Genomic DNA, 20,768 nt, shown 5'->3' on the forward strand with positions numbered 1-20,768 from the left:
CGTCCCTTTCCCTTTCGCCAACGTCTCATGTCGCCGCTCTTATTCTCACACTCCTTGGCTGCGGCGGCTTTCAGAAGGTGTCGACCCAGGTAGCGATAGGGTTGTACGACGTGACTCGGGGTGTCCCGGGGCCCGATTGCGGGTCCTGAGGGGCTGAGATCAAACCCGTCGAACCTGCTCTGGAAACCTACCTGCGAAGGGATGTCACTCGTGACACAGTCATACGCCGCCGGCATCGACAAAACCGTAAACGCCATGCGCGAGGCCGCACCGCTCGTGCATTGCTTGACGAACACGGTCGTTCAAAACGTCACCGCGAACGTGTTGCTCGCCACGGGCCAGGCTCCCGCGATGGTCGATCACCCGGGTGAGGCTGCCACGTTCGCCCAGATTGCGAGCGGCGTGCTGATTAACACCGGCACGGTCGCGCCGCACCAGGTTGAGTCGATGCCGCTCGCGGCAGAGGCGGCTGTGAAGGCGGGCGTGCCGTGGGTCCTCGATCCCGTGGCGATCGGTGCGCTCGAGGTCCGCACGTCGCTCGCGCACCGCCTGCTTGAACTCGCGCCCACGGCGATCCGCGGCAATGCGTCGGAGATTTCCGCGCTCGCGGGCCTCGGCGGGGGTGGTCGTGGCGTGGATGCAACCGATTCGGTGGACGACGCCCTGCCTGCCGCCGCATCCCTCGCCGAGCGCACGGGCGCGGTCGTTGCCGTCTCCGGCAAGCGCGACCTCATCGTGTGGGACCGCGAAGGCGACATCCGCGCGCTCTGGCTCGAGTCCGGCCACGACCTCATGCCGCGCGTGATCGGTACGGGCTGCGCGCTCGGCGCCACGATGGCCGGTTATGTGAGCATCGCGCCCGTGCTCGAATCTCGTTTTTCCGACGCCACCTGCGCCCCCATCGATGCGAAGGCCCTCGCGGTGCTCACGGCCCACGCGCACTTCGGTGCCGCTGGCCAGCTCGCTGGTGAGCGCGCCGAGCATCCCGGTTCGTTCGCGGTTGCGTGGATCGATGCGCTCGATGAGCTGAGCGGCGCCGATGTCGCCTCGCGCGTCACCGTAAGCGAGGCGTCGGCGTGAACACCTCCGCTTCGCGCGAGCGCGCGGCGAAAGCCGATTGGGCGCTCTACTTCGTGACCGATTCGGCGATGGCGGGCGGCGCCAATAAGGTACCCGCCCAGGTTGCCGAAGCGATCGAGGGCGGCGCCCACGTAATCCAGGTGCGCGACAAGGACCTCGATGACGACGCCTTTGTCGAGCTCGCGCGCCAGGTGCGCGACGTGGCCCGTGAGGTGGGGGAGCAGCACGGTCGGGAGATTACGGTCATCGTCAATGACCGAGTGGAGGCCGCTCGAGAGCTTGGTCTCGACGTTCACGTTGGCCAGGGCGACATGCCCGCCGCCCAGGTGCGTGAACTGATCGGCGCCGAGGCGATCATCGGCGTGAGCGTCTCGAACGCCGAGCAACTGGAGGCGGTGATTGTCGAGGGGTGCGCCGACGTCGTAGGCATCGGCCCGATCTGGAACACCGCGACGAAGACCGATACCGACCCCGCCGTGGGGCTTGAGCAGCTCACTTCTCTCACCGCGCGTGCACACGAGGCCGGTATCGTGGCGGTCGCGATCGGAGGTATTTCGATTCGCAACGCGAGCGAGGTCGCAGCCACGGGCTGTGACGGTATCTGCGTGGTTTCGGCGCTCGCCGGATCCGAGGACCCCGCGACCTCCGCGACGTTTTTGCGCCGCGAGTTCGTGATGAACCAGCCGCTCTAAATTCTTCAGCCCGATTCATACGCGAGCTGTTTTCAAGGAGGACAACACCATGCGCCCACCCATTGCACTGACGATCGCCGGAAGCGACCCGAGCGGCGGCGCCGGCATCCAGGCAGACCTTAAAACGTTTACGGCGCTCGGCACATACGGCTGCGCCGTTCTCACGTCGCTCACCGCCCAGAACACGCAGGGCGTGGACGCCGTGTTTACGCCCCCCGCCTCCTTCGTACGCGAGCAACTCACGACTTTGCTTAACGACGTTTACGTCGATGCCACGAAGATCGGCATGATTCCTAACGCCGAAGTTGCCGAGGTCATCGCGGATGTCATCGAGGAGCGCCGCAGCGATTTCGGCAAGATCGTGCTGGACCCCGTGATGGTGGCGACCTCGGGCGACATGCTGATGGAGGAGGACGCCATGGAGATTCTCCGTGATCGCCTCCTCCCGCTCGCCGACGTTCTCACGCCCAACATCCCCGAGGCCGCGCTCTTGCTCGGCGAAGACCCGGCGACCGACGAAGAAGAAATGAAAGAGCAGGGCCTCAAACTCATCAATCGCGGCCCGAAGTCAGTTCTCGTCAAGGGCGGTCATCTTCGCGGATCCGCGCTCGTCGACGTGTTCGTGCAGCTCGGCAACGTCGTGGACGTTCTCACGGGCGAGATGATCAATACGCGCAATACGCACGGCACCGGCTGCACCCTTTCGTCGGCCATCGCCGCGCAGTACGCGCGTGTGGCGGGCGGTGCCGACGCGACCGACATCGGCGTCGTGGCAAGTGCACGCGAGTTCCTCCAAAGCGCGATTCTTCACGCGAAGGAATGGGAGCTCTCGAAGATGCCCGAGAGCGGCCACGGCCCCACCAACCATCTCATTACCGTTCAGGGAGTTTAACCATGGCGCTCATCGAACCCGCAGGCGCTCACACCGCCCGGATGTGGGAGGAAACCACAGACATCCGTGCGCGCATCGACGCCCTGCCGTTCCTCGCCGAACTCGGCGCCGGCACGCTCGATCCGGAAAAATTTACGTTCTACATCCAGCAGGATGCCCAGTACCTCGTCGCGTACCAAAAGACGATGACCGCTATCGCTCGCCAGGCGCCAGGGGCAGATGAGCTTCGCTTCTGGGCGAAGTCAGCCGTCGGCGCCATCGCCGAAGAAAAGGCGATGCAGGAAGAGCTCTTCACGAACGACATCCTCGCCGCCCACCGCGTCGAAGGGCTGGGGATGAGCCTGCACACCGCGGCCTACAGCAACTTCCTGCTCGCGAGCGCCACCTACGACACGTACGCGGTTGCCGCCGCCGCCGTGCTCCCGTGCTACTGGATCTATGCCGAATCGGGAGTTGCCGTTCTTGACGCAAGCAAGGGCGCGCTCGAGGGGCACCCCTACGGCACGTGGGTCGAGGCGTACGCCGACGAAACGTTTACACGGATTTCTCGAGAGGCAGTGCAGCTCGTCGAAGAAGCGTGCGATGCTGCGGGAGAAGCCGAACGCGAACGCGCGATCGAAGCGTTCCGGCAGGCCACTCGCTTCGAGGAACTGTTTTGGACTCAACCCATGGACGAACCTGAGGCGCGCATCCTTATTTGAGCTGGCGCGGCTAGGCTTGCTCCAGAACACATCACCGCAGTGGGAAAGAGGAGACACCATGAGCGATCCGCATCTGTGGCTCGAGGACATCACCGGTGACGAACAGCTTGCCTGGGTGCGCGAGCGCAACGCCCGCACTGAAAAGGATCTCGACGCCGATCCGCTCACCGCTGAACTCGAAGCGGAAATCCTCGAGATCCTCGACGCGAGTGATCGGATTCCCGGCGTCACTAAGCGGGGCGACTTCCTCTACAACTTCTGGACCGACGCCGAGCATGAGCGCGGTGTGTGGCGCCGCACGACCCTCGACTCCTACCGCACCGAGAACCCCGAGTGGGAAACCCTCATCGATGTCGACGCCCTCAACGTCGCCGAAGGCGAGGACTGGGTGTGGCACGGCGCCCACGCGCTGCGTCCCGCCGAAGGCGCGCCCTATCGCCGCTTCCTCGTGAGCCTCTCGCACGGGGGAAGCGATGCCGACGTCACGCGCGAATGGGACCTCGAAACCCGCAGCTTCGTGCCGGAAAGCGAGGGCGGCTTCATGCGGCCCGAAGCGCGCGGCTTCGTCTCGTGGATCGACGAAGACACCGTGTGGGTCGGCACCGACTTCGGCGAGGGGACGCGAAGCAATTCTGGGCACCCGCTCCAGGCGCGCGTGTGGAAACGCGGCACGGCTCTTTCCGACGCCACCCTTGTTTTCGAGGGCGATGCGCAGGACATGCTCGTCTACCCAAGCCACGACCAGACCCCCGGCTTCGAGCGTGACTGGGTCACGGTCATGCACACCTTCTACACCTCGACCACGTATGCCGTGGCTCGCGAAGGCGACGAGTTTCAGCTTCTCAAAGTTGACGTCCCAAGCGACATCGACGTGAGCTTCCACCGCGACCTCGCGATCCTGAGGCCGCGCAACGAATGGGTGACGGGAGGCCACACGTACGCCGCCGGCAGCCTGCTCGCGTGCGACTTCGACGCCTTCATGGCGGGAAACCGCGACTTTGACGTCCTGTTCGACCCCACCCCCACGACTTCGCTCGACGGTCTTACGATCACGAGGGACTACCTGGTCGTGACCGTCCTCGACGACGTCAAGCATCGCTTGGTCGCCCACTATCAAAACGGCGATGGCAGCTGGGAGCGCGAGGATCTCTACCCCGAACTCACGGGCTCGCTCTACGTGGCCGCCGTCGATTCCGACGAGAACAACGACGTGTGGATCACCCGCAACGACTTCCACGTGCCCGCAACCCTCTGCCTCGCGAGCCTTGACGGGATCCGCGAGGGCAGCGGTGCGGGCGAAATCGAGACGATCAAAACGACGCCCGAACGCTTCGACGCGAGCGACGTCACCGTTACCCAGCACTTCGTTGACAGTGCAGATGGCACGCGCCTCCCGTACTTCGAGATCGCGAAGGCTGAGGCCACCGTCGGACCCCGCCCCACCCTGCTGTATGGCTACGGGGGTTTCGAAATCTCCCTCACCCCGGTCTACCTCGGCGCGACAGGCAAGGCATGGATCGAACGCGGCGGCGTGTACGTGCTCGCGAACATTCGAGGTGGCGGCGAATACGGGCCCGCATGGCACCAAGCTGGACTCAAAGAAAACCGCCACAGGGTCTACGAAGACTTCTCGAGCGTGGCGCGCGACCTCATCGATCGTGGTGTGACCGACGCGAAGCACCTCGCCGTTCGCGGCGGCTCCAACGGCGGCCTGCTCACCGGCAACATGCTCACGCAGTACCCCGAGCTTTTCGGTGCGGTCGTCATCCAGGTGCCGCTTCTCGACATGAAGCGCTACTCGCACCTTCTCGCGGGAGCGAGCTGGATGGCCGAATACGGCGACCCCGACACCGATGACTGGGACTTCATAAAGACCTTCAGCCCGTACCACCTGCTGCGCGATGACGTGGAGTACCCGCCCACCTTCGTGCTCACCTCGACCCGCGACGACCGCGTACACCCCGGCCACGCCCGCAAATTCACGGCAGCGCTCGAGGAGCTCGGCGCTCCCGTCAAGTATTGGGAAAACATCGAAGGCGGGCACGGCGGCGCCGCGTCCAACGCGCAAGCGGCACGCATGAACGCACTGGTCCACGCCTTCTTGTGGGCAACCGTCGGAAAGAAATAAACCGAGCGTATGGACCTCTACGACCGCCCCGCTGCGAACGAGCTTCTCGCCTCCCGCAATGACGTGATGACCGTCTACCGGGAGTTCGAGAACTCCGAAGGGCGCCTATTCCCGCTCAGGTATGTGCGGGCCGGCTATCAGTCTGAGCTTCCCACGATCATGGTCCTTCCCGACGGGCCGGGCGTGGCGAGCGTGTTCCCGTACGAGATTCTGCGGCGCGACATGGTCAAAAAGGGACTCGACGTCATCATGATGGAGCATCGCGGCGTGGGCATGAGCCGCGCGGATGCGCAGGGCAATGACCTTCCCGTTGGCGTGATGAGTGTGGAGAACGTGCTCGACGATGTGCGTGCCGTGCTCGACCACGCGCAAGTGCCGCGCGTGGTGCTGTACGGAACCGGGTACGGTGCCTACATTGCGCAACGGTTCGCCCTGCGCCACCCGGAGCGCGTGTTCTCGATGGTTCTCGATTCGCCCTTCACGGGCGTGCGCGACGGGCGCGCCCTTCGCGAACTCATGCGTGACCTGTATTGGCGGGGAACGTTCGACGCGACCGAATCGATCGCCCGCGCCGTGCGGATGCTCGTCGAGCAGCGCGTCGTCCCCGTCGATGAGACCGGCGTTGTGCTCGCCGCCGTCCACGAGTATGGCGGCGTGAACTCAGTACGCGATCTCGTGGATCTTCTCGTGCAGGGGCGCGGTCAGCTCGCGTGGGCATCGATTCACCAGATCATTACCGGCCGCGAGTGGTTCAACACCACGCCCTACGTATATGAAAACGACCTAGCTGGCCGGATTTCCGCGACCGAACTCGGATTTGCCGAGGCCAGCGACGGCAAGCCGCTCGACCCGCTCACCGTATACGCGCGTCGCGCCGCACAGTTCCCGCCGTTCACGGGGGAGAGCTTTGACCTTGAAACGGCGAGGCGCTCAATCACGACTCCCACGCTCGTTGTGGGCGGGGCGCGTGATGTGATCGTGCCACTGTGGCGCTCGCGCCTCGCAGCCGACGAAATCCCCGGCGCCCACGTCGGATCCGATCCGTCGAATCCGAGGCTGCGATTCATCTCCGCACACAACGTCGGCCACGCCCTCATCGACTCGCACATCGAGCTTTCTGTCGTCGCGATGCGCTGGGCCGCCGCGGGTGCGATTGATGCCCTCCTCGATCGCGACATCAGTTCGCTCAATCGCAGCGTGCGTAACGAGGCCTACGGCCGCGGCATCCGCACGGCGCTTCTCGCCGAGCAGTATTCGCCGCTCAAACTCTGGTCGGTTCGCTCGCTCGCCGCGGGGCCACTCGCCTCCGCCGATGCCCGCGGACCTCGAGGGCTCACTCGCCGCTAGGACTCACTCGCCGCTAGGACTCACTCGCTTCTAGGGCCGCCCTGGCACGCGACCTGCACGTAAGAGTTCGCAAACACGAGTTCGTACGGCTCGCGCGCGCTCGTGATGACGCGCGCGCCGTTGAGGTGTTCAGGTTTTGCGTTTGCATTCGCAGGCCACTTCGCATTTGCCCACGCGGCCCAACCGCCGGGGAACTGCTCCTGCTCGCGCGCCCCGTACACGCCCGCGACGCATTCCGGTGCTCGCTTCGTCTCGCCATGCATCCACTGCACATCGTTTGTCGCCACGAGCGGGGCCATCAAGCGAATGTCGCTCGCGATCGTCACGCCCTTGGGCACATGCGCCTGCCCCTCTCGAGCGGCATTGGCGAACTCCGAATTCGGGTTGAGCGCCCCGGTTGCGATCCACGTGAGGGGAAGCGAGGTTGCGAGATACGCGGTCGACAGGATCGAGAGGGCAACGCCGAGGCGTTTCGTCCACAGCTGTGCTTTTTGCGGCGCTAGCGGGCGTTCGCGCAGCTCAGCCAGATGCGTGAGCGCAGCTCCCCGCACGTGCGGGAGGGTCGCAAGGAGCGCCGCGAACGCGATCGGCATGAGGAACGAGTTGTAGTGCCACTGCCAGGTCCAATAGTGCTCGACGGAGCCGAGGAACCGCCAGGCAAGCGTCGGAAGAAGACCGAGCGCAAGTGGACTCGTGACCCCCACGACGCCCATGAACGCCACGAACATGAGCACCGTTTGCCACTTCACGAGCGGCGTGAAGGCCTGCGTGAGCGGCGCAAAATTCTCTGTGTACACGTACGCGCTCGCGGGGCTCAGCGCCGGCAAAATCACCCAGGTGGCGAGGACAAACCACACGAGGCCCCACGCGGCAAGCAGCAGCGCGTAGCGGGGTTTCTTTTCCGACGTTAGCCTCGCAACCGTCGCGCGGAGCCTCTGCGAGGGGCTTCCCGCTTCGAGCCCCGGAGTACGCCACATCCACGCCATCGCGAAGCCGAGCATCATCACGGTGAGACCCAGATCTTCCTTGACGAACACAAGCGCGCCGATCCACAGGAGCGCTGCCTTCGATCGGTTCTCGAGGAAGGCGGCGAGACCGAATGCCACGAAGAGAACGGCGAACGCATACTCGTGAAACTGCACGTTCTGGCTACCTTGAAGCCCGAAGGAGAACGCGTAGCCGGCGCCGGCAAGCATGCCGAGCCGCGGACCGAGTTTCGCCATTGCGACGCGCGTGAGTGGGTACACGCTCGCCCCAAACAGCGCGGCCTGCGCCCACAGCAGCACGGCTGGTGACGGCCACAGCCACCACAGCGGCGCGAGGAGCGCGAGAACGGGGTGGAAGTGGTCGCCGAGTAGGTTGAAGTTGTCGCCTTTGATCGGCACGATCGGGGCATTGACGTGCGCATACTCCTTGACGGCTTCGGCGAAGATACCCAGATCCCAGCTCGGGAAGAAGTACGAGTCCCACTGGAGCATCGAGAGCCACCCGTAGAGCGTGGTCGCAGCGAGCGCCAGGCCGAGCGGGGCGAGGCGCATGGGGTCCAGGACCGCGTCGAGGAAGGAGTCGGTGCGAGACCGCGGGTGGCTGTCGCGGCCACCGTGTTCGGGTGCTGCGCTGGGAATGCTGCCTTCGCGTGCGCCTGCACTTGCACTAGAAGACTCGTTCTCGCTCGTGCATGAGCTGACGATGGCTGCGCGTGCGCGTCGGCGTGTGGTGCCTGTCGTGGTGCTGTTCGCGCTCGAGTTTGCGTCTGTATGCTCAGGGTGCGAAGTTGTCACGCGCCCCATTGTGCCAGGCATGCGCTTCGACGGGACCGTTTTTACGATGCGCATGCAACTAGACCCGGCTCGTGGTGGTCGGTTCTTAGCGTTGGGAGCGCCCTCGTTTCTTTTCCGCCCCCCTTGCCCCGCTTCTTGCGCTAGTTCAAGCGGCGATTTTCGCTCTAAGGTGGGGGACAGCCCCGCAACCCCCAATCAAAGCTGCCCTGCCGGCAGACCAGGGCGGCTGTGTGAGTATCGGACAATAGTGCGTAGTCCTCCAAGGGTCTGGACACAGGAGTTTTCCCCTTTCCTCAGTGGTGCGACCAGAGGGAGAAGAAACATCCACCCCGGTGCACCCGCTGCGGTGACAACGACCCATCGCCCGCAGCAGATGGCAATCGTTACGGTTATCCCTCTTTTTCAGATTCCTGTCCTCGGGATCAGAAAAAGACGGGGGCCTGTCATAGGTCAGTGAGCATGGCGTTCATCCGGTCAATCTCCGGTCCCTGGGCGTGAATAACCTCCTGGGCAAACATGAGGTCCGCGTCGTTGTGATCGGCGGAGATCTCCCCGTCCGCCTCAGTCGTCGCCGTGGTGGTCTCGGTCGTCTCAGCGGTAGTCGTCGCAGTGCTGGTGGCCGAGGTGGTGGCGTCGGTGTTGCCTGATTCGGTGACCTCAGCGCAGGCGGCCAGCGCCAGGGTGAAGGCCGCGGCGAGAGCGGAAAGAACAAGGGGGGCGCTTCATGGTGGAGCCTTTCAGGGTCATATGAGGGCAGTGGAGAGAAGCGGTGGATCAGTGGACGGCGGTGGATGCCGGAGTAGGCGTGGTGTGTTCCTCCTTCGACTCGGTCGGAGCCAGGTGAGCCGGATCCAGATCAATGCGGCGCAACAGCTGGGCGTTCAGGGCCACCACGATGGTCGAGGCAGACATCAAGATCGCGCCCACGGCCGGGGACAGCACGAACCCGATCGAGGCGAGCACTCCGGCGGCCAGCGGCACGGCGAGGATGTTGTAGCCAGAGGCCCAGATCAGGTTCTGGATCATCTTGCGGTAGCTGGCCCGGGACAGCTCAATCATCGACAGCACTGCCCGCGGATCATCACTAGCGAGGACCACCCCGGCAGATTCCATGGCCACATCCGTGCCGGCACCGATGGCGATACCGACCTCCGCGCGGGTCAGAGCGGGGGCGTCATTGACACCGTCACCGACCATGGCCACGCTCAAACCCCGGTCCTGCAGCTGCGTGACCTTGGCGTCTTTGTCCTGGGGCAGGACCTCGGCGAAGACCTCATCAATGCCTAAGTCCTGACCGACAGCGTGGGCCACCTGCTCGGCGTCGCCGGTGATCATCGCGACCTTCACCCCGCGGTCCTGCAGGGCTTTCACGGCGGCGCGGGATTCGGGGCGGATCTTGTCCTCGACGGCCACCGCACCGATGATCTGACCGTCGCGAACAATATGGAGCACACCGGCCCCACGCCCGGTCCAGGCGCTGGTGGTGTCGGTGAGCTCGGCCGGGGTGGTGAGGTTGAACTCGCGCAGCATGTTCGGCCCGCCCACGAGGATCTCAGCGCCATCGACAGTGGCCCGGACCCCCCGGCCGGAGGCGGCGCTGAAACCCGTTGCACGGATGTGCCGACGGGAGGAGGCCTCGGGATGAGCGGCCGCGGCCGTCACGATCGCGCGGGCCACGGGGTGCTCGCTGTCGGCCTCCGCGGCGGCGGCCAGGGCCAGCAGCTCACCCTCGGTGACGCCGACAGCTGCCGCGACACCGGTGACCGCGTGCGCACCCTCGGTCAGGGTGCCGGTTTTGTCGAAGAGCACCACGTCGATGGTGCGCATCCGCTCGAGCGCCATCCGGTCCTTGATGAGCACCCCGGATTTCGCGGCCCGCTCGCTGGAGATCGCAATGACCAGCGGAATCGCCAGGCCCAGGGCGTGCGGGCAGGCGATGACCAGCACCGTGACCGTGCGCACCACGGCATCGTCCGGGCTGCCGATGATGGTCCACACCACCGCGGTGATTAGAGCGGAGATTAGCGCGAACCAGAACAACAACGCCGCCGCCCGATCCGCCAGGGCCTGGGCCCGGGAGGAGGACTCCTGGGCGTCGGCAACCATGCGTTGGATCCCGGCCAGGGCGGTGTCCCCGCCGGTAGCCTCCACCCGGATGCGGACGGTGTTGTCGGTGGCCACGGTACCGGCGACCACCTTGTCACCGGTGTCGCGGAAGACGGGACGGGAATCGCCGGTGATCATCGCCTCATCGAATTCGGCGGCTCCGTCGAGGATGGTTCCGTCGGCCGGCACCCGGGCACCGGCCCTCACCAGCACGACGTCGTCGACGACCAGCTCGGAGATGGCCACGGTGCGGGTGGTCCCGTCGATGACTTTCTCGGCCTCATCCGGCAGCAGGGCAGCCAGCGCGTCAAGTGCGGAGGACGCGGCCCCGAGAGCGCGCATCTCCAGCCAGTGGCCCAGCAGCATGATGGTCACCAGCAGGGCCAGCTCCCACCAGAAGTCCAGGTCAAAACCGCCCAGCCCGAGAGTGGTGCCCCAGGAGGCGACAAACGCCACGGTGATGGCCATGGCGATCAGGAGCATCATCCCGGGTTGGCGGGATTTCAGTTCTTTCCATCCGCCCTTGAGGAAAGGCGTTCCGCCGTAGATGAAGATAATCGTGCCCAGCACCGGGGTGATCCAGGTGGATCCGGGGAATGCCGGGAGGTGGTAGCCGAGCAGGCGGGCGACCATGGGGCTGAAAATAACGACGGGAATGGACAGAAGCAGCGACCACCAGAAGCGGTCCCGAAACATTGCGGTGCTGTGTCCGGCGTGTTCGCCGTGACCATGAACGTGGTGGTCTTCGTCCAGGGCGGAGTGCGGGTGATCGTGGGGCATCGCCTGGTCGTGGGTGTCGGCATTTGCGTGGTGTTCGTGGCTGGCATGATCCGGGTGGTAGGTGTGGTCTGCTTCCGGAGCGGGGTGATCACCATGGTGATCGCTGGAATGGTGGGGAGTGCTCATGACGTTCCTTCCGCTCAACCCGGTCGGGTCGAGATGATGGGTAAAACTGATCAGGATAAGACGGTGTAGCCGGCCTCCTCGATGGCCCGGCGAACCATCTCCGGAGGTACGACACCGGTGACCTGGTAGCTAGGGGAGGACCCCCCTGCTGACGAGTCGCTGGCGGCAGAGATGGAGGCGGTGTCGGCACGTGAGGCAGGTCCGCAACAGCTGCAGCCGTGGGAGGCCATCGGCAAGAAGCGGGGCGGGGAGGTGATCATGGGAACGCTCCTACGGGTCGGTGGGATGCGGCGATACTGCTCTCGAGCGTATACCCCCCCGGGGTATATTTTCAAGGGGGGGGGGAGGGAACGGCCCTCACGCGGGACAGGGTGTGGTCACCGCGCAGCCTCCTCACTGTCGGGAGGGGACAGCGGGAGGCGGAGGGCAAACACCGCTCCGCGACCGGGTCCGGGGGAGGTGGCGGTGAGAGTGCCGCCGTGGGCCTCGATCAATGCCTTGGAGATAGTCAGACCGATGCCGGCCCCGCCGTCGTCCCGGCTACGGGCGGCATCCCCCCGGTAGAAGCGTTCGAAGATGTGTCCGAGCTGGTCAGGTGGGATGCCCTCGCCGTCATCGGCGACCTGGATGAGTGCGGTGGACGCCCCCTGTCGGTGGACGCTGATCCGGACCTGCCCGCCGGCCGGGGTGTGCCGTAGCGCATTCGACAGTAGATTGCTCATCACCTGGCCGAAGCGTTGCCGGTCCACGAGCACCCGGGCGGTGTCCGTAATGGTCTCGACCTGTAAATCGACACCTTTGTCAGCGTAAGCTTCCCCCGCGGCAGCAGCGGCGGTATGGAGCAGATCCCCGAGCCCTTCCTCCGCCAGGTCCAAATCGATCCGGTGTTCCTGGGCCCGGGAGACATCGTCGATGTCTTCCATCAACCGGGTCAGGCGGGTGAGTTGGTCAGCCATGATCGTGTGGGTGGCATTATTCCAGTCCACGACCCCGTCCTGGAGACCATCGAGGTAGACCGTGAGCACCGATAAGGGGGTGCCCATTTCGTGGGCCAGATCAGAGAGCATCTGGCGGCGGACCTGTTCGGTGTGTTCCAGCCGGTCGGCCATGGTGTTGAAGGCATGCGCCAGGGTGGTGACCTCGGGGCCTGCTTCTCCGGCGGGCACGCGGATACGGGAGTTGCCGGCCGTCAGGCTGGTAGCGGCGCGGGTGAGATCCTGCAGGGAGGTGCGCAGGCGACGCGATAACCACTGGCTAGCCAGCAGGGCGCTGATAAAGGCGGTGGGCAGGGCGACGGCCAGGGTGATCAAGTTGGCGTCCCGGTAGGCCTGCTCGGCATGGAACAGCTCCAGCGAGGGGTCCTCCGGGCCGGTCATCAACATATGATCATGGAACAGGGGCGGGCCCACCATCGTGGCCACGACCGCGGCCACCAGCAGGCCAATCACCATGACCAACACCTGGGCGGCCAGGAAGCGGAAGGTCAGGCCGGGTCCGTGATTCATGGCTGCCCCACCCGGTAGCCCACGCCACGCACGGTGTCGATAAACCCCCGGCCCCGGGTGTCGGTGCCGAGCTTGCGACGCAAGTTGCCGATATGGACATCGACGATGCGTTCATCACCGACCCACGTGGTGTCCCAGACCTCGGTGACCAGGTCGCGGCGGGTCAGCACCTGGCCGGGGCGCAGGGCCAGGGCAACCAGCAGCTCGAACTCCGTGCGGGTGAGCTCCACGGTCGTCTCCCCCACCTGCACCCGATGGGCGACGGGGTCAAGGAAGAGGTCACCAACGATCAAGGGGGTGGTCACCTGCGGTGGGGTGGTGCTGGTGCGCGGGCGGCGCAGCACCGCATGCACCCGGGTCACCAGTTCCCGGATACTAAAAGGTTTGGTGATGTAGTCATCCGCCCCCAGGGTCAAACCGCTGATCTTGTCGTCCTCGCTGCCACGCGCGGTGAGCATGAGGATGTAGCAGTCCGAGAAGGTGCGGATCCGTCGACACACCTCCAGACCGTCGAGTTCGGGCAGCCCCAGATCCAGCACCACAACATCGGGGGAAAAGCGACGGGCCTCGTCCACCGCCTGGGTGCCGGTGTGCGCCTGGCGGGTATCGAAACCGGCCCGGATGAGGTAGGAGGCCACCATCTGAGCCAGGGGTTGTTCATCATCGACGACCAGCACCCGCCTCGGGGGCGTGGCGGTGGTCGGTGTGCGGTCAGCCATAGACCCCAGCATCGCTCCGGCCAGGAGGGAATGCCACCCTCGCTCAGTGCCCGGCGGGGAATCTTCATCGAATCTTCAAACATCACCCTTCGACCGCCGTCACCCCTGTGCCCCACCCCGGGCCGGCGGCATCGCCTCCCCTGGTCGGTTCAGCAGGCGCCACCAGGGATTTCACTGCCTGCATCGCATACCCGGGGTGGGTAGAAGGACATCGCCCACGGCTGTGGGGTGGTGTCTCGGTGGTGACCCAGCCCACCGAATTCACCCCCTTTTCGCCCTGTTATAAGGCTGTGAACAGGGTTTTTGATTTCTAGTTCGTCAGGCATCCGTGCAAGATAAAGGTATGGCATCGGCCTTGATGCGGTGTCTTCTCACGGTCTTACCACGATCCAAGGAGATTGACGTGAAAAAACGAGCAGCGATCGCAACCGTCGCCCTTGCCCTCGTCCTCGCGGGGTGTTCGGCCGCCGACCCGGAACCCACCGCCAGCGAGACGGTGTCCCAGGATACATTCCTGACTACCCATGGCCTGGCCGACATGGACGCGGTGGAGATCATTGATCACCTCGACCGGCAGAAGGTCAATGAGCGTCCCACGGATCTGATCGCCTCGGTGCGTGCCGATGAACTGCTGCTCTCGAGCGATGACCAGGAGGTCGTGGTCGATCTTCCCGACAATCAGACGTATGTCTCGATCGCACCCTATCTCACCTCCACCCACGACTGCTTCTACCACAGCCTCACGACCTGCCAGGGGGAACTCGCCAATGAGGATATCCAGGTCACGATCACCGATGAGGCGACCGGTGAGGTGCTGGTGGACGAGACGACAACCACCTTCGACAACGGGTTTATTGGCTTCTGGCTTCCCGATGATGTCACCGGCCTGATTGAGGTCAGCTACCAGGGGCGTACCGGCACCGCGGAGTTTTCCACCACCGACGACGGTGCCACCTGTGTCACAGACCTGCGCCTGACGTGATGGCTCAGCAGGGTCCTCACCTGCGCTTGTCTCCGATGTCACTGAAATCTTGTACCAAGGACGGTTAAATTATGACGAACGCGTTTTCCCGACGACAGGTTCTGCTCGGCGGGCTCGTCCTCGCCGGCACTGGGACCGTGACCGCCTGCACCAGCGACCCTGGACCCGCCGCCTCGGCACCAGGTCCCTCCCTTCGCCCCACTCCCACCCCCACTGCGCTCGGTGAGCCGACGGTGCGCCGGACACTGACCGCCCGGCCCCTCTCCCTGGATATCGGCGGCATCGAAGCCAAGACGTGGGGATACGTCTCTGACACTGGGGATGCGGCCATTGAGGCCACCACCGGCGACGTCCTCCAGGTCGATATCACCAATGAACTGCCTGAGAGCACCTCCATCCACTGGCATGGCATCGCGCTCCACAACGCAGCCGACGGTGTGCCCGGCATGACCCAGGACCCCATTGAACCTGGCGAGTCTTTCTCCTATGTTTTTGAAGTCCCTCATGGTGGCACCTACTTCTACCATTCCCACACCGGCCTGCAGCTTGATCGCGGCCTCCACGCCCCACTGATCATCCGTGACCCGCAAGACGCTGAGGACCAGGACGTCGAGTGGACCATCGTGCTCGATGACTGGGTCGATGGCATTCAGGGCACTCCCGACGATGAACTCGACAAGCTCACCGGAATGGGTTCGGGCGACCATAACGGGAGGATGGGAATGGGAGGTCACGGCCAGATGATGCACGGTACCCCGGACCGGGTACTGGGCGGGGATGTCGGCGATGTGATGTATCCGCACTACCTCATCAACGGACGTATCCCCCGTGCTCACCGGACCTTCGAGGCTCGCCCGGGCGACAAGGCCCGCCTGCGGTTTATCAACTCCGGCGGTGACACCATCTTCAAGGTGGCCCTCGGTGGTCACCGCATGACCGTCACCCACACCGACGGCTTCCCTGTCCAGCCCTGGGAGACCGAATCGATCTACCTGTCGATGGGCGAGCGTGTCGACGTCGAGGTCATCCTCGGCGACGGCATCTTCCCGCTCACGGCTTTGGCGGTGGGTAAGGACGACCGCGCCTTCGCCGTCATCCGCACCGCCGGCGGCCAGGCCCCCCGCCCGGATGTCGACTTCCCCGAGTTGTCGTCCACCGGACTGCTTCTGTCCTCCCTGAAGCCAGCAGACCGTGCACTCCTGCCCGAGGGCACACCAGACCGAGAAGTCAGTATCGACCTGGGCGGGCAGATGATGCCGTATGAATGGAGCATTCTCACCGACGGCCAATCCTCCTCCGCGACCGTGCAGGGGGGCCAGCGCCTGCGGATGGTCATGCGCAACAGGACCATGATGCCCCATCCCATGCACATCCACGGCCACACGTGGGCGCTGCCCGGCAGCGGCGGGCTACGGAAGGACACCGTCCTTCTTCGCCACGGTGAAACCATGATCGCCGACCTGGTCGCTGACAACTCCGGTGAGTGGGCATTTCACTGCCATAACGCCTATCACATGGAAACCGGGATGTTCAGCTCGCTTCGCTACGAGTAATCCCCACAGCAGGGTTGAAAGCCGAGGTGGGCAGAGTCGCTACAGACCACCCGCCTGGTAGCACGATGACTTTCCTCGGTGTTGTGGTCTTCCGGGACGACCAGAACACCGTCTTCTTCCCCACCGCCCCGGAATAAGGAGATCTAAACCATACCGAGCACACCCCGCAGAGCCGCCATCGCGGTGACCTATCCCTCGATCTACGATCCGCCGTTTCGTATTGCTGCGGCCCTGGGTGGGGTGTCGACCTCGGTCATCCCGACCACCATTGTCCTGGACCGAAGCCACCGCCCGGCCGCGGTGTTCCTGAGGGAGGTCACCGCCGATGACATCCTTGATGTCGCGCTGCCGCTGGCCGAGGAGGCACCAGCATCATGATCGTTGATGTGATGGCGCAGTTGGCGATCGGCCAGCAGTTCGCCGACGCCGCGGCCACCTCCTGGCGCGTCATGAGCGCATCCGGCTCCGACGCTACCCAGGCAACCGTCGGACCGTGCACGTGCACGCATGTGCGCAACCGAAGGTGAAGAAAACCGCAAAGACACCACCGAATCAGGCTGGATAACGTGGTTGTCTACACCTTGAGGGTGGGGGAGAAGGGCAAGAGCGGGCGCACACGGCCACCAGTGCCTATTGTGGGAAATATGATCGACCTGCTCGTGAGCTCCCCGCTGCTGACCCTCATCGTGACGATGGCACTCGGCACCCTGGTCGGTGCAATCCCTTTCGGCCCCCTTAAATTTGGGCCGGCCGGCGCACTGTTTGTCGGGCTCGCGATCGGTGCCCTCGACCCGCGTCTCGGTAGCGACCTCGACCTCGTGGAGTCGCTCGGCTTGGCGCTCTTCGTGTACACGATCGGTATCGCCTCAGGCGCATCGTTCTTCAGGCAGCTCAGGGCACAAGGGTCACTGCTCGTGGGTGGGGTGCTGCTCCTCGGGGTCCAAGCGGCACTGTCGATTGCGGCGGGTTACCTTTTCGGTTTTGGCGGTCCGATGGCAGCCGGTATGTTCGCCGGTTCCGGAGCGGCGACGCCGGCGCTCAGTAGCGCGAGTGCGATCGTGCCGGGGGAGACCGCTCCCGCGGTGGGCTTCGCGATCGCGTATCCGCTAGCCGTCGTTCTCGGCATGCTCATCATTCCGCCGATCACGCGCTCGAAAATGAGCGGGAAAAACGATCCGTCGTCAGTGTCCGCGACGGACCTTCTCGACATCACCGTCGAGGTCGAGCGCACGATGAAGATCAGCAAGATCCCCGGAATTGCCTCATTGCCGGGCAAGGCCGGCGGCGACCTTCGGATTTCTTACCTGCAGCGCGGCGACGAGATTCGCGTTGCTCACCCTTCGGAATCTCTGCACGCGGGGGACCGGGTCCTCATGGTCGGCGTACCCGCCGCAGTCCACGAGGCCGCAACGCTCCTCGGGCGCGAAAGCGATACCCACCTCGCGAACGACCGTACGAAGGTCAACTTCCGCCGGTTCATCGTCTCGAACCCGCAGCTCGCTGGTCGCACGGTTGCCGATCTTCACGTGCCCACGCGTTTCGACTCGATCATCACTCGCGTGCGCCGCGGCGATACGGATATGCTCGCCCACGCCGAGATGACCCTTCAGCTCGGCGACCGGGTGCGCGTCGTCATGCCGCACGATCGACGCAAGGAACTTACGGAGTTTTTCGGTGACTCCGAAACTCGCATCACCGAGGTTGATTTCTTGAGCCTCGGGCTTGGAGTTGCCCTCGGCATCATCGTGGGCTTCGTGTCGCTCTCTATCGGCGGGGCAAAGCTTGCGCTTGGGAGTGCGGCGGGCCCACTTGTCGTAGGGCTCGTTCTCGGATATATGGGTCGCACAGGCCCGATCGTGTGGACTCTACCCACGAGTGCAAACCTCACCATTAGGCAATTTGGTCTCTTTATGTTCCTGGCATCCGTCGGACTCAAAAGCGGCCATGCCTTCGCCGGGACTGCGTTCTCCGTGACGGGTGTCTTCGTGGGGATCGCGACCTTGCTGACCCTCGGCATTGCACTGCTCGCCCTGTGGGGAGTGGGGGCAGCACTCGGTCTCAGCGCGGCCCGAACCGCGGGTGCCGTCGCAGGTTACGTGGGCCAACCGGTGTTGCTCAATCACGTGAAATCGTTCGTGAACGACGAGCGAACCGACCCTGGCTATTCGGCAATGTTCGCCGCCGGGATGATCGCCAAAATTCTGTTTGCTCAAGTGATCGTGCTCCTCTAGGGCATTTTTGCGCCTTCGCACACGACCCCTCCAGCCCCGGCGCGTAGGTTCATCCCATGATTCCATTTCTCGAGATCATGAACGCGCACAAAAAGATCATGGTGAAACCCGAGGACGCGCTCGCAGGTCGCGATGACTACCCCTTTCCGCTCTCGCGTGACCACCTCGTACTCGGCACCGACATGCTTGGTGAGGGGGCGCCGGAAGGATCTGGCGAACTGCTCCTCGCCGGTGGCTGCTTCTGGGGTATCGAACGCATCATGTGGCAGATCCCGGGCGTGTGGACGACCGCGGCCGTGTATGCCGGTGGATACACGCCCCACCCCACCTACGAAGAGGTGTGTTCGGCAAAGACCGGTCACGCCGAAGCCGTGAAGGTGATCTACGAGGATGAGCATGCGCTCCTGCGTGTGCTCACCGAGTTCTGGCAGCAGCACGACCCGACGACCGAAAACCGCCAGGGCAACGACATCGGAACGCAGTACCGAAGCGCAATCTTCTGGACTGATCCGGCGCAAGAGCGCATCGTTCGCTCCTCCCTCGATGCGTACCAGGAAGCACTCACCGCCGCCGATCGCGGCACCATCTCCACCGTGGTAGCGCCGCTGAGCGAGGCGGGTGCCGGCACCTACTACTACGCCGAGCCCGAGCACCAGCAGTACCTCGCGAAAAACCCAGCCGGCTACTGCAATCACGGCTTTAACGGCGTCGCGTGTTCCCTCGAGGGCGCCGTTTAAGAGTCGATGGCCTCCCGGGCGCGCCGCAACGCTTCACGCTCGGTGACGCCAAGTTGGCGGGCGAGGGTCTGCACATCACGAAATTCAGGTCCGACGGTGGCCACGGAACCGTCGGACCGCACCGACACCTTGACGGCCACCTCCACGCCCTCAATCTCGACTTTCTCAAACCTGCGCGTACGAATGCGCCGGTCGAGCGGGGCGTACCGCACGCCGAGTGAGCCGGTGAGGTCGAGGAGGAGGTCGGCGAGGCGAATCTCCTCACCCTCGCGGGCGAGCGCGTGAACGGTCACGGCGGGGCGGCCGTGCTTCATGATGATGGGCGTGAGCCAGCAGTCGAGCGCGCCGGCCTCGAGCATCGAGTCGATGATGCCGGGCCACAGGCGGGGATCGGCGTCGTCGACGTTGGCTTCGAGCTGGATGACTCGCGTGGGCGTCTCGTGGGCGTCACGCATGCGGATAGCTTTCCCCGAGAAAGATGCGCACGACGTTGGGGCGTCCCGGCGTGTCTTTTGTGCCGGCGCCGATGCCGACGGCGCGCGTCACCATGCCCGGCATGGGGCCGTAGCTCGTCGCGAGGCCGCGCATGAGGGCAACGCCCGTGGGGGTTGCGAGTTCGCCGATGCCTGGGGCGACGCCTGACGGGGGCGCGGCCGCCGCGTGTGGGCCGCCCGCGGCGTGCTCGGGCAGCGGGTGTTCGTGATCGTGCTGGTGACCGTGCTCGTGATCGTGCGCATGAGGGTGCGAGTGGGCATGGCCGTGGTCGTGACCGTGCGGGCGGGGAGGCAAAAGGTCGCCGGCGACCGTCGGCCACCCCTCGGCGAGGTAAGCCGTTGCGGGAACCGGCACCGGAATATCACCGTGAGCGGCGCGGATGCGGCCCGAGCCGACGGCGATCGTGCTGCCCGTTGCCTCACCGATCCCGAGTTGGCGCCACGCCTCGCATGCGCCGATGACGTCGGCGATCGAATCGAGTGCGCCGACCTCGTGGAAGTGGACATCCTCGGGATCGATGCCGTGAGCGCGGCCCTCCGCTTTGGCGAGCATGCCAAAGACGCGCAGACCGAGGTCGATCGTGCGTTCGTGGACTGCCCCTCGTGCACTCTCGAGCATGTCGCGGATCGAGGTCCACGTGCGGTGCGGCGGGTTTTCGACGAGCAGTTCGACGTCTACTTTGAGGCTTCGCTGCCCGCAGCGGTCAACGGTTCGTTTCGTGAGCTTTACGGAGCCGGGGATGAGGGCATCGAGCACGGATTGGACGCGCTCGAGGTCCGCTCCCGCATCGATGAGGGCTCCAAGCAGCATGTCGCCCGCGATGCCTGCGGTTGCGTCGATCCATGCGATCGAGCCGGAGGGGGAATCAATGTGGAGGTCGTCGCTATGTCCCATGGCAACCGATTGTAATCCG

The 20,768-nt window shown here is 64.8% G+C and carries 19 protein-coding genes; 12 read left to right on the top strand and 7 right to left on the bottom strand.

Annotated features, from left to right (window positions below):
- Positions 1–201: 201 nt before the first annotated feature.
- Genes thiM through FXY94_RS04560 form a run of 6 tightly spaced genes read left to right on the top strand, consistent with a single transcriptional unit; the run spans position 202 to position 6,840 of the window.
- Complete coding sequence (thiM, locus tag FXY94_RS04535; RefSeq protein ID WP_051120622.1) at positions 202–1,080, top strand: hydroxyethylthiazole kinase; 879 nt, start codon at positions 202–204, stop codon at positions 1,078–1,080.
- The gene (thiE, locus tag FXY94_RS04540) at positions 1,077–1,772 is read left to right on the top strand and encodes a thiamine phosphate synthase (protein WP_016663841.1); all 696 of its coding nucleotides are present in this window, start codon (positions 1,077–1,079) and stop codon (positions 1,770–1,772) included. The genes thiM and thiE overlap by 4 nt, the downstream gene beginning before the upstream one ends.
- A 49-nt stretch (positions 1,773–1,821) precedes the next feature.
- Complete coding sequence (gene thiD, locus FXY94_RS04545) at positions 1,822–2,664, top strand: bifunctional hydroxymethylpyrimidine kinase/phosphomethylpyrimidine kinase (RefSeq protein WP_016663842.1); 843 nt, start codon at positions 1,822–1,824, stop codon at positions 2,662–2,664.
- A 2-nt stretch (positions 2,665–2,666) separates the two neighbouring features.
- Complete coding sequence (locus FXY94_RS04550; protein WP_016663843.1) at positions 2,667–3,365, top strand: TenA family protein; 699 nt, start codon at positions 2,667–2,669, stop codon at positions 3,363–3,365.
- Positions 3,366–3,423: 58 nt separating this feature from the next.
- Positions 3,424–5,493 (top strand): prolyl oligopeptidase family serine peptidase, encoded by a 2,070-nt coding sequence (locus FXY94_RS04555; RefSeq protein WP_016663844.1) that lies wholly within the window; start codon positions 3,424–3,426, stop codon positions 5,491–5,493.
- A gap of 9 nt (positions 5,494–5,502) precedes the next feature.
- Positions 5,503–6,840 (top strand): alpha/beta fold hydrolase, encoded by a 1,338-nt coding sequence (locus FXY94_RS04560; protein WP_016663845.1) that lies wholly within the window; start codon positions 5,503–5,505, stop codon positions 6,838–6,840.
- A gap of 20 nt (positions 6,841–6,860) precedes the next feature.
- On the opposite strand, the gene FXY94_RS04565 is transcribed toward FXY94_RS04560, so the two are convergent.
- The 5 genes from FXY94_RS04565 to FXY94_RS04590 form a co-directional block, all read right to left on the bottom strand.
- On the bottom strand, positions 6,861–8,621 hold the full coding sequence (locus FXY94_RS04565) for a DUF2079 domain-containing protein (RefSeq protein ID WP_172620170.1): 1,761 nt from the start codon (positions 8,619–8,621) through the stop codon (positions 6,861–6,863).
- A gap of 774 nt (positions 8,622–9,395) precedes the next feature.
- Positions 9,396–11,633 (bottom strand): heavy metal translocating P-type ATPase, encoded by a 2,238-nt coding sequence (locus tag FXY94_RS04575; protein ID WP_016663847.1) that lies wholly within the window; start codon positions 11,631–11,633, stop codon positions 9,396–9,398.
- A 50-nt stretch (positions 11,634–11,683) separates the two neighbouring features.
- Entirely contained in the window at positions 11,684–11,893 is a 210-nt protein-coding gene (locus tag FXY94_RS04580) for a hypothetical protein (RefSeq protein ID WP_016663848.1), read from the bottom strand.
- A gap of 117 nt (positions 11,894–12,010) precedes the next feature.
- A complete protein-coding gene (locus FXY94_RS04585; protein ID WP_016663849.1) occupies positions 12,011–13,138 on the bottom strand; it encodes a sensor histidine kinase in 1,128 nt (375 codons plus the stop codon).
- Positions 13,135–13,857: a response regulator transcription factor gene (locus tag FXY94_RS04590; RefSeq protein ID WP_016663850.1), complete on the bottom strand. Its 723-nt coding sequence runs from the start codon at positions 13,855–13,857 to the stop codon at positions 13,135–13,137. Before FXY94_RS04590 ends, FXY94_RS04585 begins: the two co-directional genes overlap by 4 nt.
- A 403-nt stretch (positions 13,858–14,260) precedes the next feature.
- Between FXY94_RS04590 and FXY94_RS04595 the strand changes: the two genes are divergently transcribed.
- The 6 genes from FXY94_RS04595 (at position 14,261) to msrA (ending at position 19,360) form a co-directional block, all read left to right on the top strand.
- Entirely contained in the window at positions 14,261–14,839 is a 579-nt protein-coding gene (locus FXY94_RS04595) for a CueP family metal-binding protein (protein WP_016663851.1), read from the top strand.
- Positions 14,840–14,910: 71 nt separating this feature from the next.
- Positions 14,911–16,392 (top strand): multicopper oxidase family protein, encoded by a 1,482-nt coding sequence (locus FXY94_RS04600; protein ID WP_016663852.1) that lies wholly within the window; start codon positions 14,911–14,913, stop codon positions 16,390–16,392.
- A 183-nt stretch (positions 16,393–16,575) separates the two neighbouring features.
- Positions 16,576–16,770, top strand: a complete 195-nt coding sequence (locus FXY94_RS04605) for a TlpA family protein disulfide reductase (protein WP_016663853.1) — start codon at positions 16,576–16,578, stop codon at positions 16,768–16,770.
- Complete coding sequence (locus tag FXY94_RS10795) at positions 16,767–16,919, top strand: hypothetical protein (protein WP_016663854.1); 153 nt, start codon at positions 16,767–16,769, stop codon at positions 16,917–16,919. Before FXY94_RS04605 ends, FXY94_RS10795 begins: the two co-directional genes overlap by 4 nt.
- 117 nt (positions 16,920–17,036) lie before the next feature.
- A complete protein-coding gene (locus FXY94_RS04610) occupies positions 17,037–18,623 on the top strand; it encodes an aspartate:alanine exchanger family transporter (RefSeq protein ID WP_040386456.1) in 1,587 nt (528 codons plus the stop codon).
- Between the two features lie 56 nt (positions 18,624–18,679).
- The gene (msrA, locus tag FXY94_RS04615) at positions 18,680–19,360 is read left to right on the top strand and encodes a peptide-methionine (S)-S-oxide reductase MsrA (protein WP_016663856.1); all 681 of its coding nucleotides are present in this window, start codon (positions 18,680–18,682) and stop codon (positions 19,358–19,360) included.
- On the opposite strand, the gene larC2 is transcribed toward msrA, so the two are convergent.
- Together larC2 and larC are read right to left on the bottom strand one after the other, a co-directional pair.
- Positions 19,357–19,815, bottom strand: a complete 459-nt coding sequence (larC2, locus tag FXY94_RS10925) for a nickel pincer cofactor biosynthesis protein LarC2 (RefSeq protein WP_016663857.1) — start codon at positions 19,813–19,815, stop codon at positions 19,357–19,359. The genes msrA and larC2 overlap by 4 nt on opposite strands.
- The gene (gene larC, locus FXY94_RS11105; RefSeq protein WP_016663858.1) at positions 19,808–20,749 is read right to left on the bottom strand and encodes a nickel pincer cofactor biosynthesis protein LarC; all 942 of its coding nucleotides are present in this window, start codon (positions 20,747–20,749) and stop codon (positions 19,808–19,810) included. The genes larC2 and larC overlap by 8 nt, the downstream gene beginning before the upstream one ends.
- Positions 20,750–20,768 lie beyond the last annotated feature (19 nt).

This window comes from Dermabacter jinjuensis (assembly GCF_902381725.1).
In the GTDB taxonomy this organism is placed as follows: Bacteria; Actinomycetota; Actinomycetes; order Actinomycetales; family Dermabacteraceae; genus Dermabacter; species Dermabacter hominis.

What these genes read in the sequence shown, in the direction of transcription:
- FXY94_RS04600 (WP_016663852.1), top strand. Translation starts at nt 14,911, where the DNA reads ATGACGAACGCGTTTTCCCGACGACAGGTTCTGCTCGGCGGGCTCGTC.
- larC (WP_016663858.1), bottom strand. Translation starts at nt 20,749, where the DNA reads ATGGGACATAGCGACGACCTCCACATTGATTCCCCCTCCGGCTCGATC.
- msrA (WP_016663856.1), top strand. Translation starts at nt 18,680, where the DNA reads ATGATTCCATTTCTCGAGATCATGAACGCGCACAAAAAGATCATGGTG.
- thiM (WP_051120622.1), top strand. Translation starts at nt 202, where the DNA reads ATGTCACTCGTGACACAGTCATACGCCGCCGGCATCGACAAAACCGTA.
- larC2 (WP_016663857.1), bottom strand. Translation starts at nt 19,815, where the DNA reads ATGCGTGACGCCCACGAGACGCCCACGCGAGTCATCCAGCTCGAAGCC.
- FXY94_RS04610 (WP_040386456.1), top strand. Translation starts at nt 17,037, where the DNA reads ATGATCGACCTGCTCGTGAGCTCCCCGCTGCTGACCCTCATCGTGACG.
- FXY94_RS04555 (WP_016663844.1), top strand. Translation starts at nt 3,424, where the DNA reads ATGAGCGATCCGCATCTGTGGCTCGAGGACATCACCGGTGACGAACAG.
- FXY94_RS04550 (WP_016663843.1), top strand. Translation starts at nt 2,667, where the DNA reads ATGGCGCTCATCGAACCCGCAGGCGCTCACACCGCCCGGATGTGGGAG.
- FXY94_RS04585 (WP_016663849.1), bottom strand. Translation starts at nt 13,138, where the DNA reads ATGAATCACGGACCCGGCCTGACCTTCCGCTTCCTGGCCGCCCAGGTG.
- FXY94_RS04590 (WP_016663850.1), bottom strand. Translation starts at nt 13,857, where the DNA reads ATGGCTGACCGCACACCGACCACCGCCACGCCCCCGAGGCGGGTGCTG.
- FXY94_RS04575 (WP_016663847.1), bottom strand. Translation starts at nt 11,633, where the DNA reads ATGAGCACTCCCCACCATTCCAGCGATCACCATGGTGATCACCCCGCT.
- FXY94_RS04580 (WP_016663848.1), bottom strand. Translation starts at nt 11,893, where the DNA reads ATGATCACCTCCCCGCCCCGCTTCTTGCCGATGGCCTCCCACGGCTGC.
- thiD (WP_016663842.1), top strand. Translation starts at nt 1,822, where the DNA reads ATGCGCCCACCCATTGCACTGACGATCGCCGGAAGCGACCCGAGCGGC.
- FXY94_RS04560 (WP_016663845.1), top strand. Translation starts at nt 5,503, where the DNA reads ATGGACCTCTACGACCGCCCCGCTGCGAACGAGCTTCTCGCCTCCCGC.
- FXY94_RS10795 (WP_016663854.1), top strand. Translation starts at nt 16,767, where the DNA reads ATGATCGTTGATGTGATGGCGCAGTTGGCGATCGGCCAGCAGTTCGCC.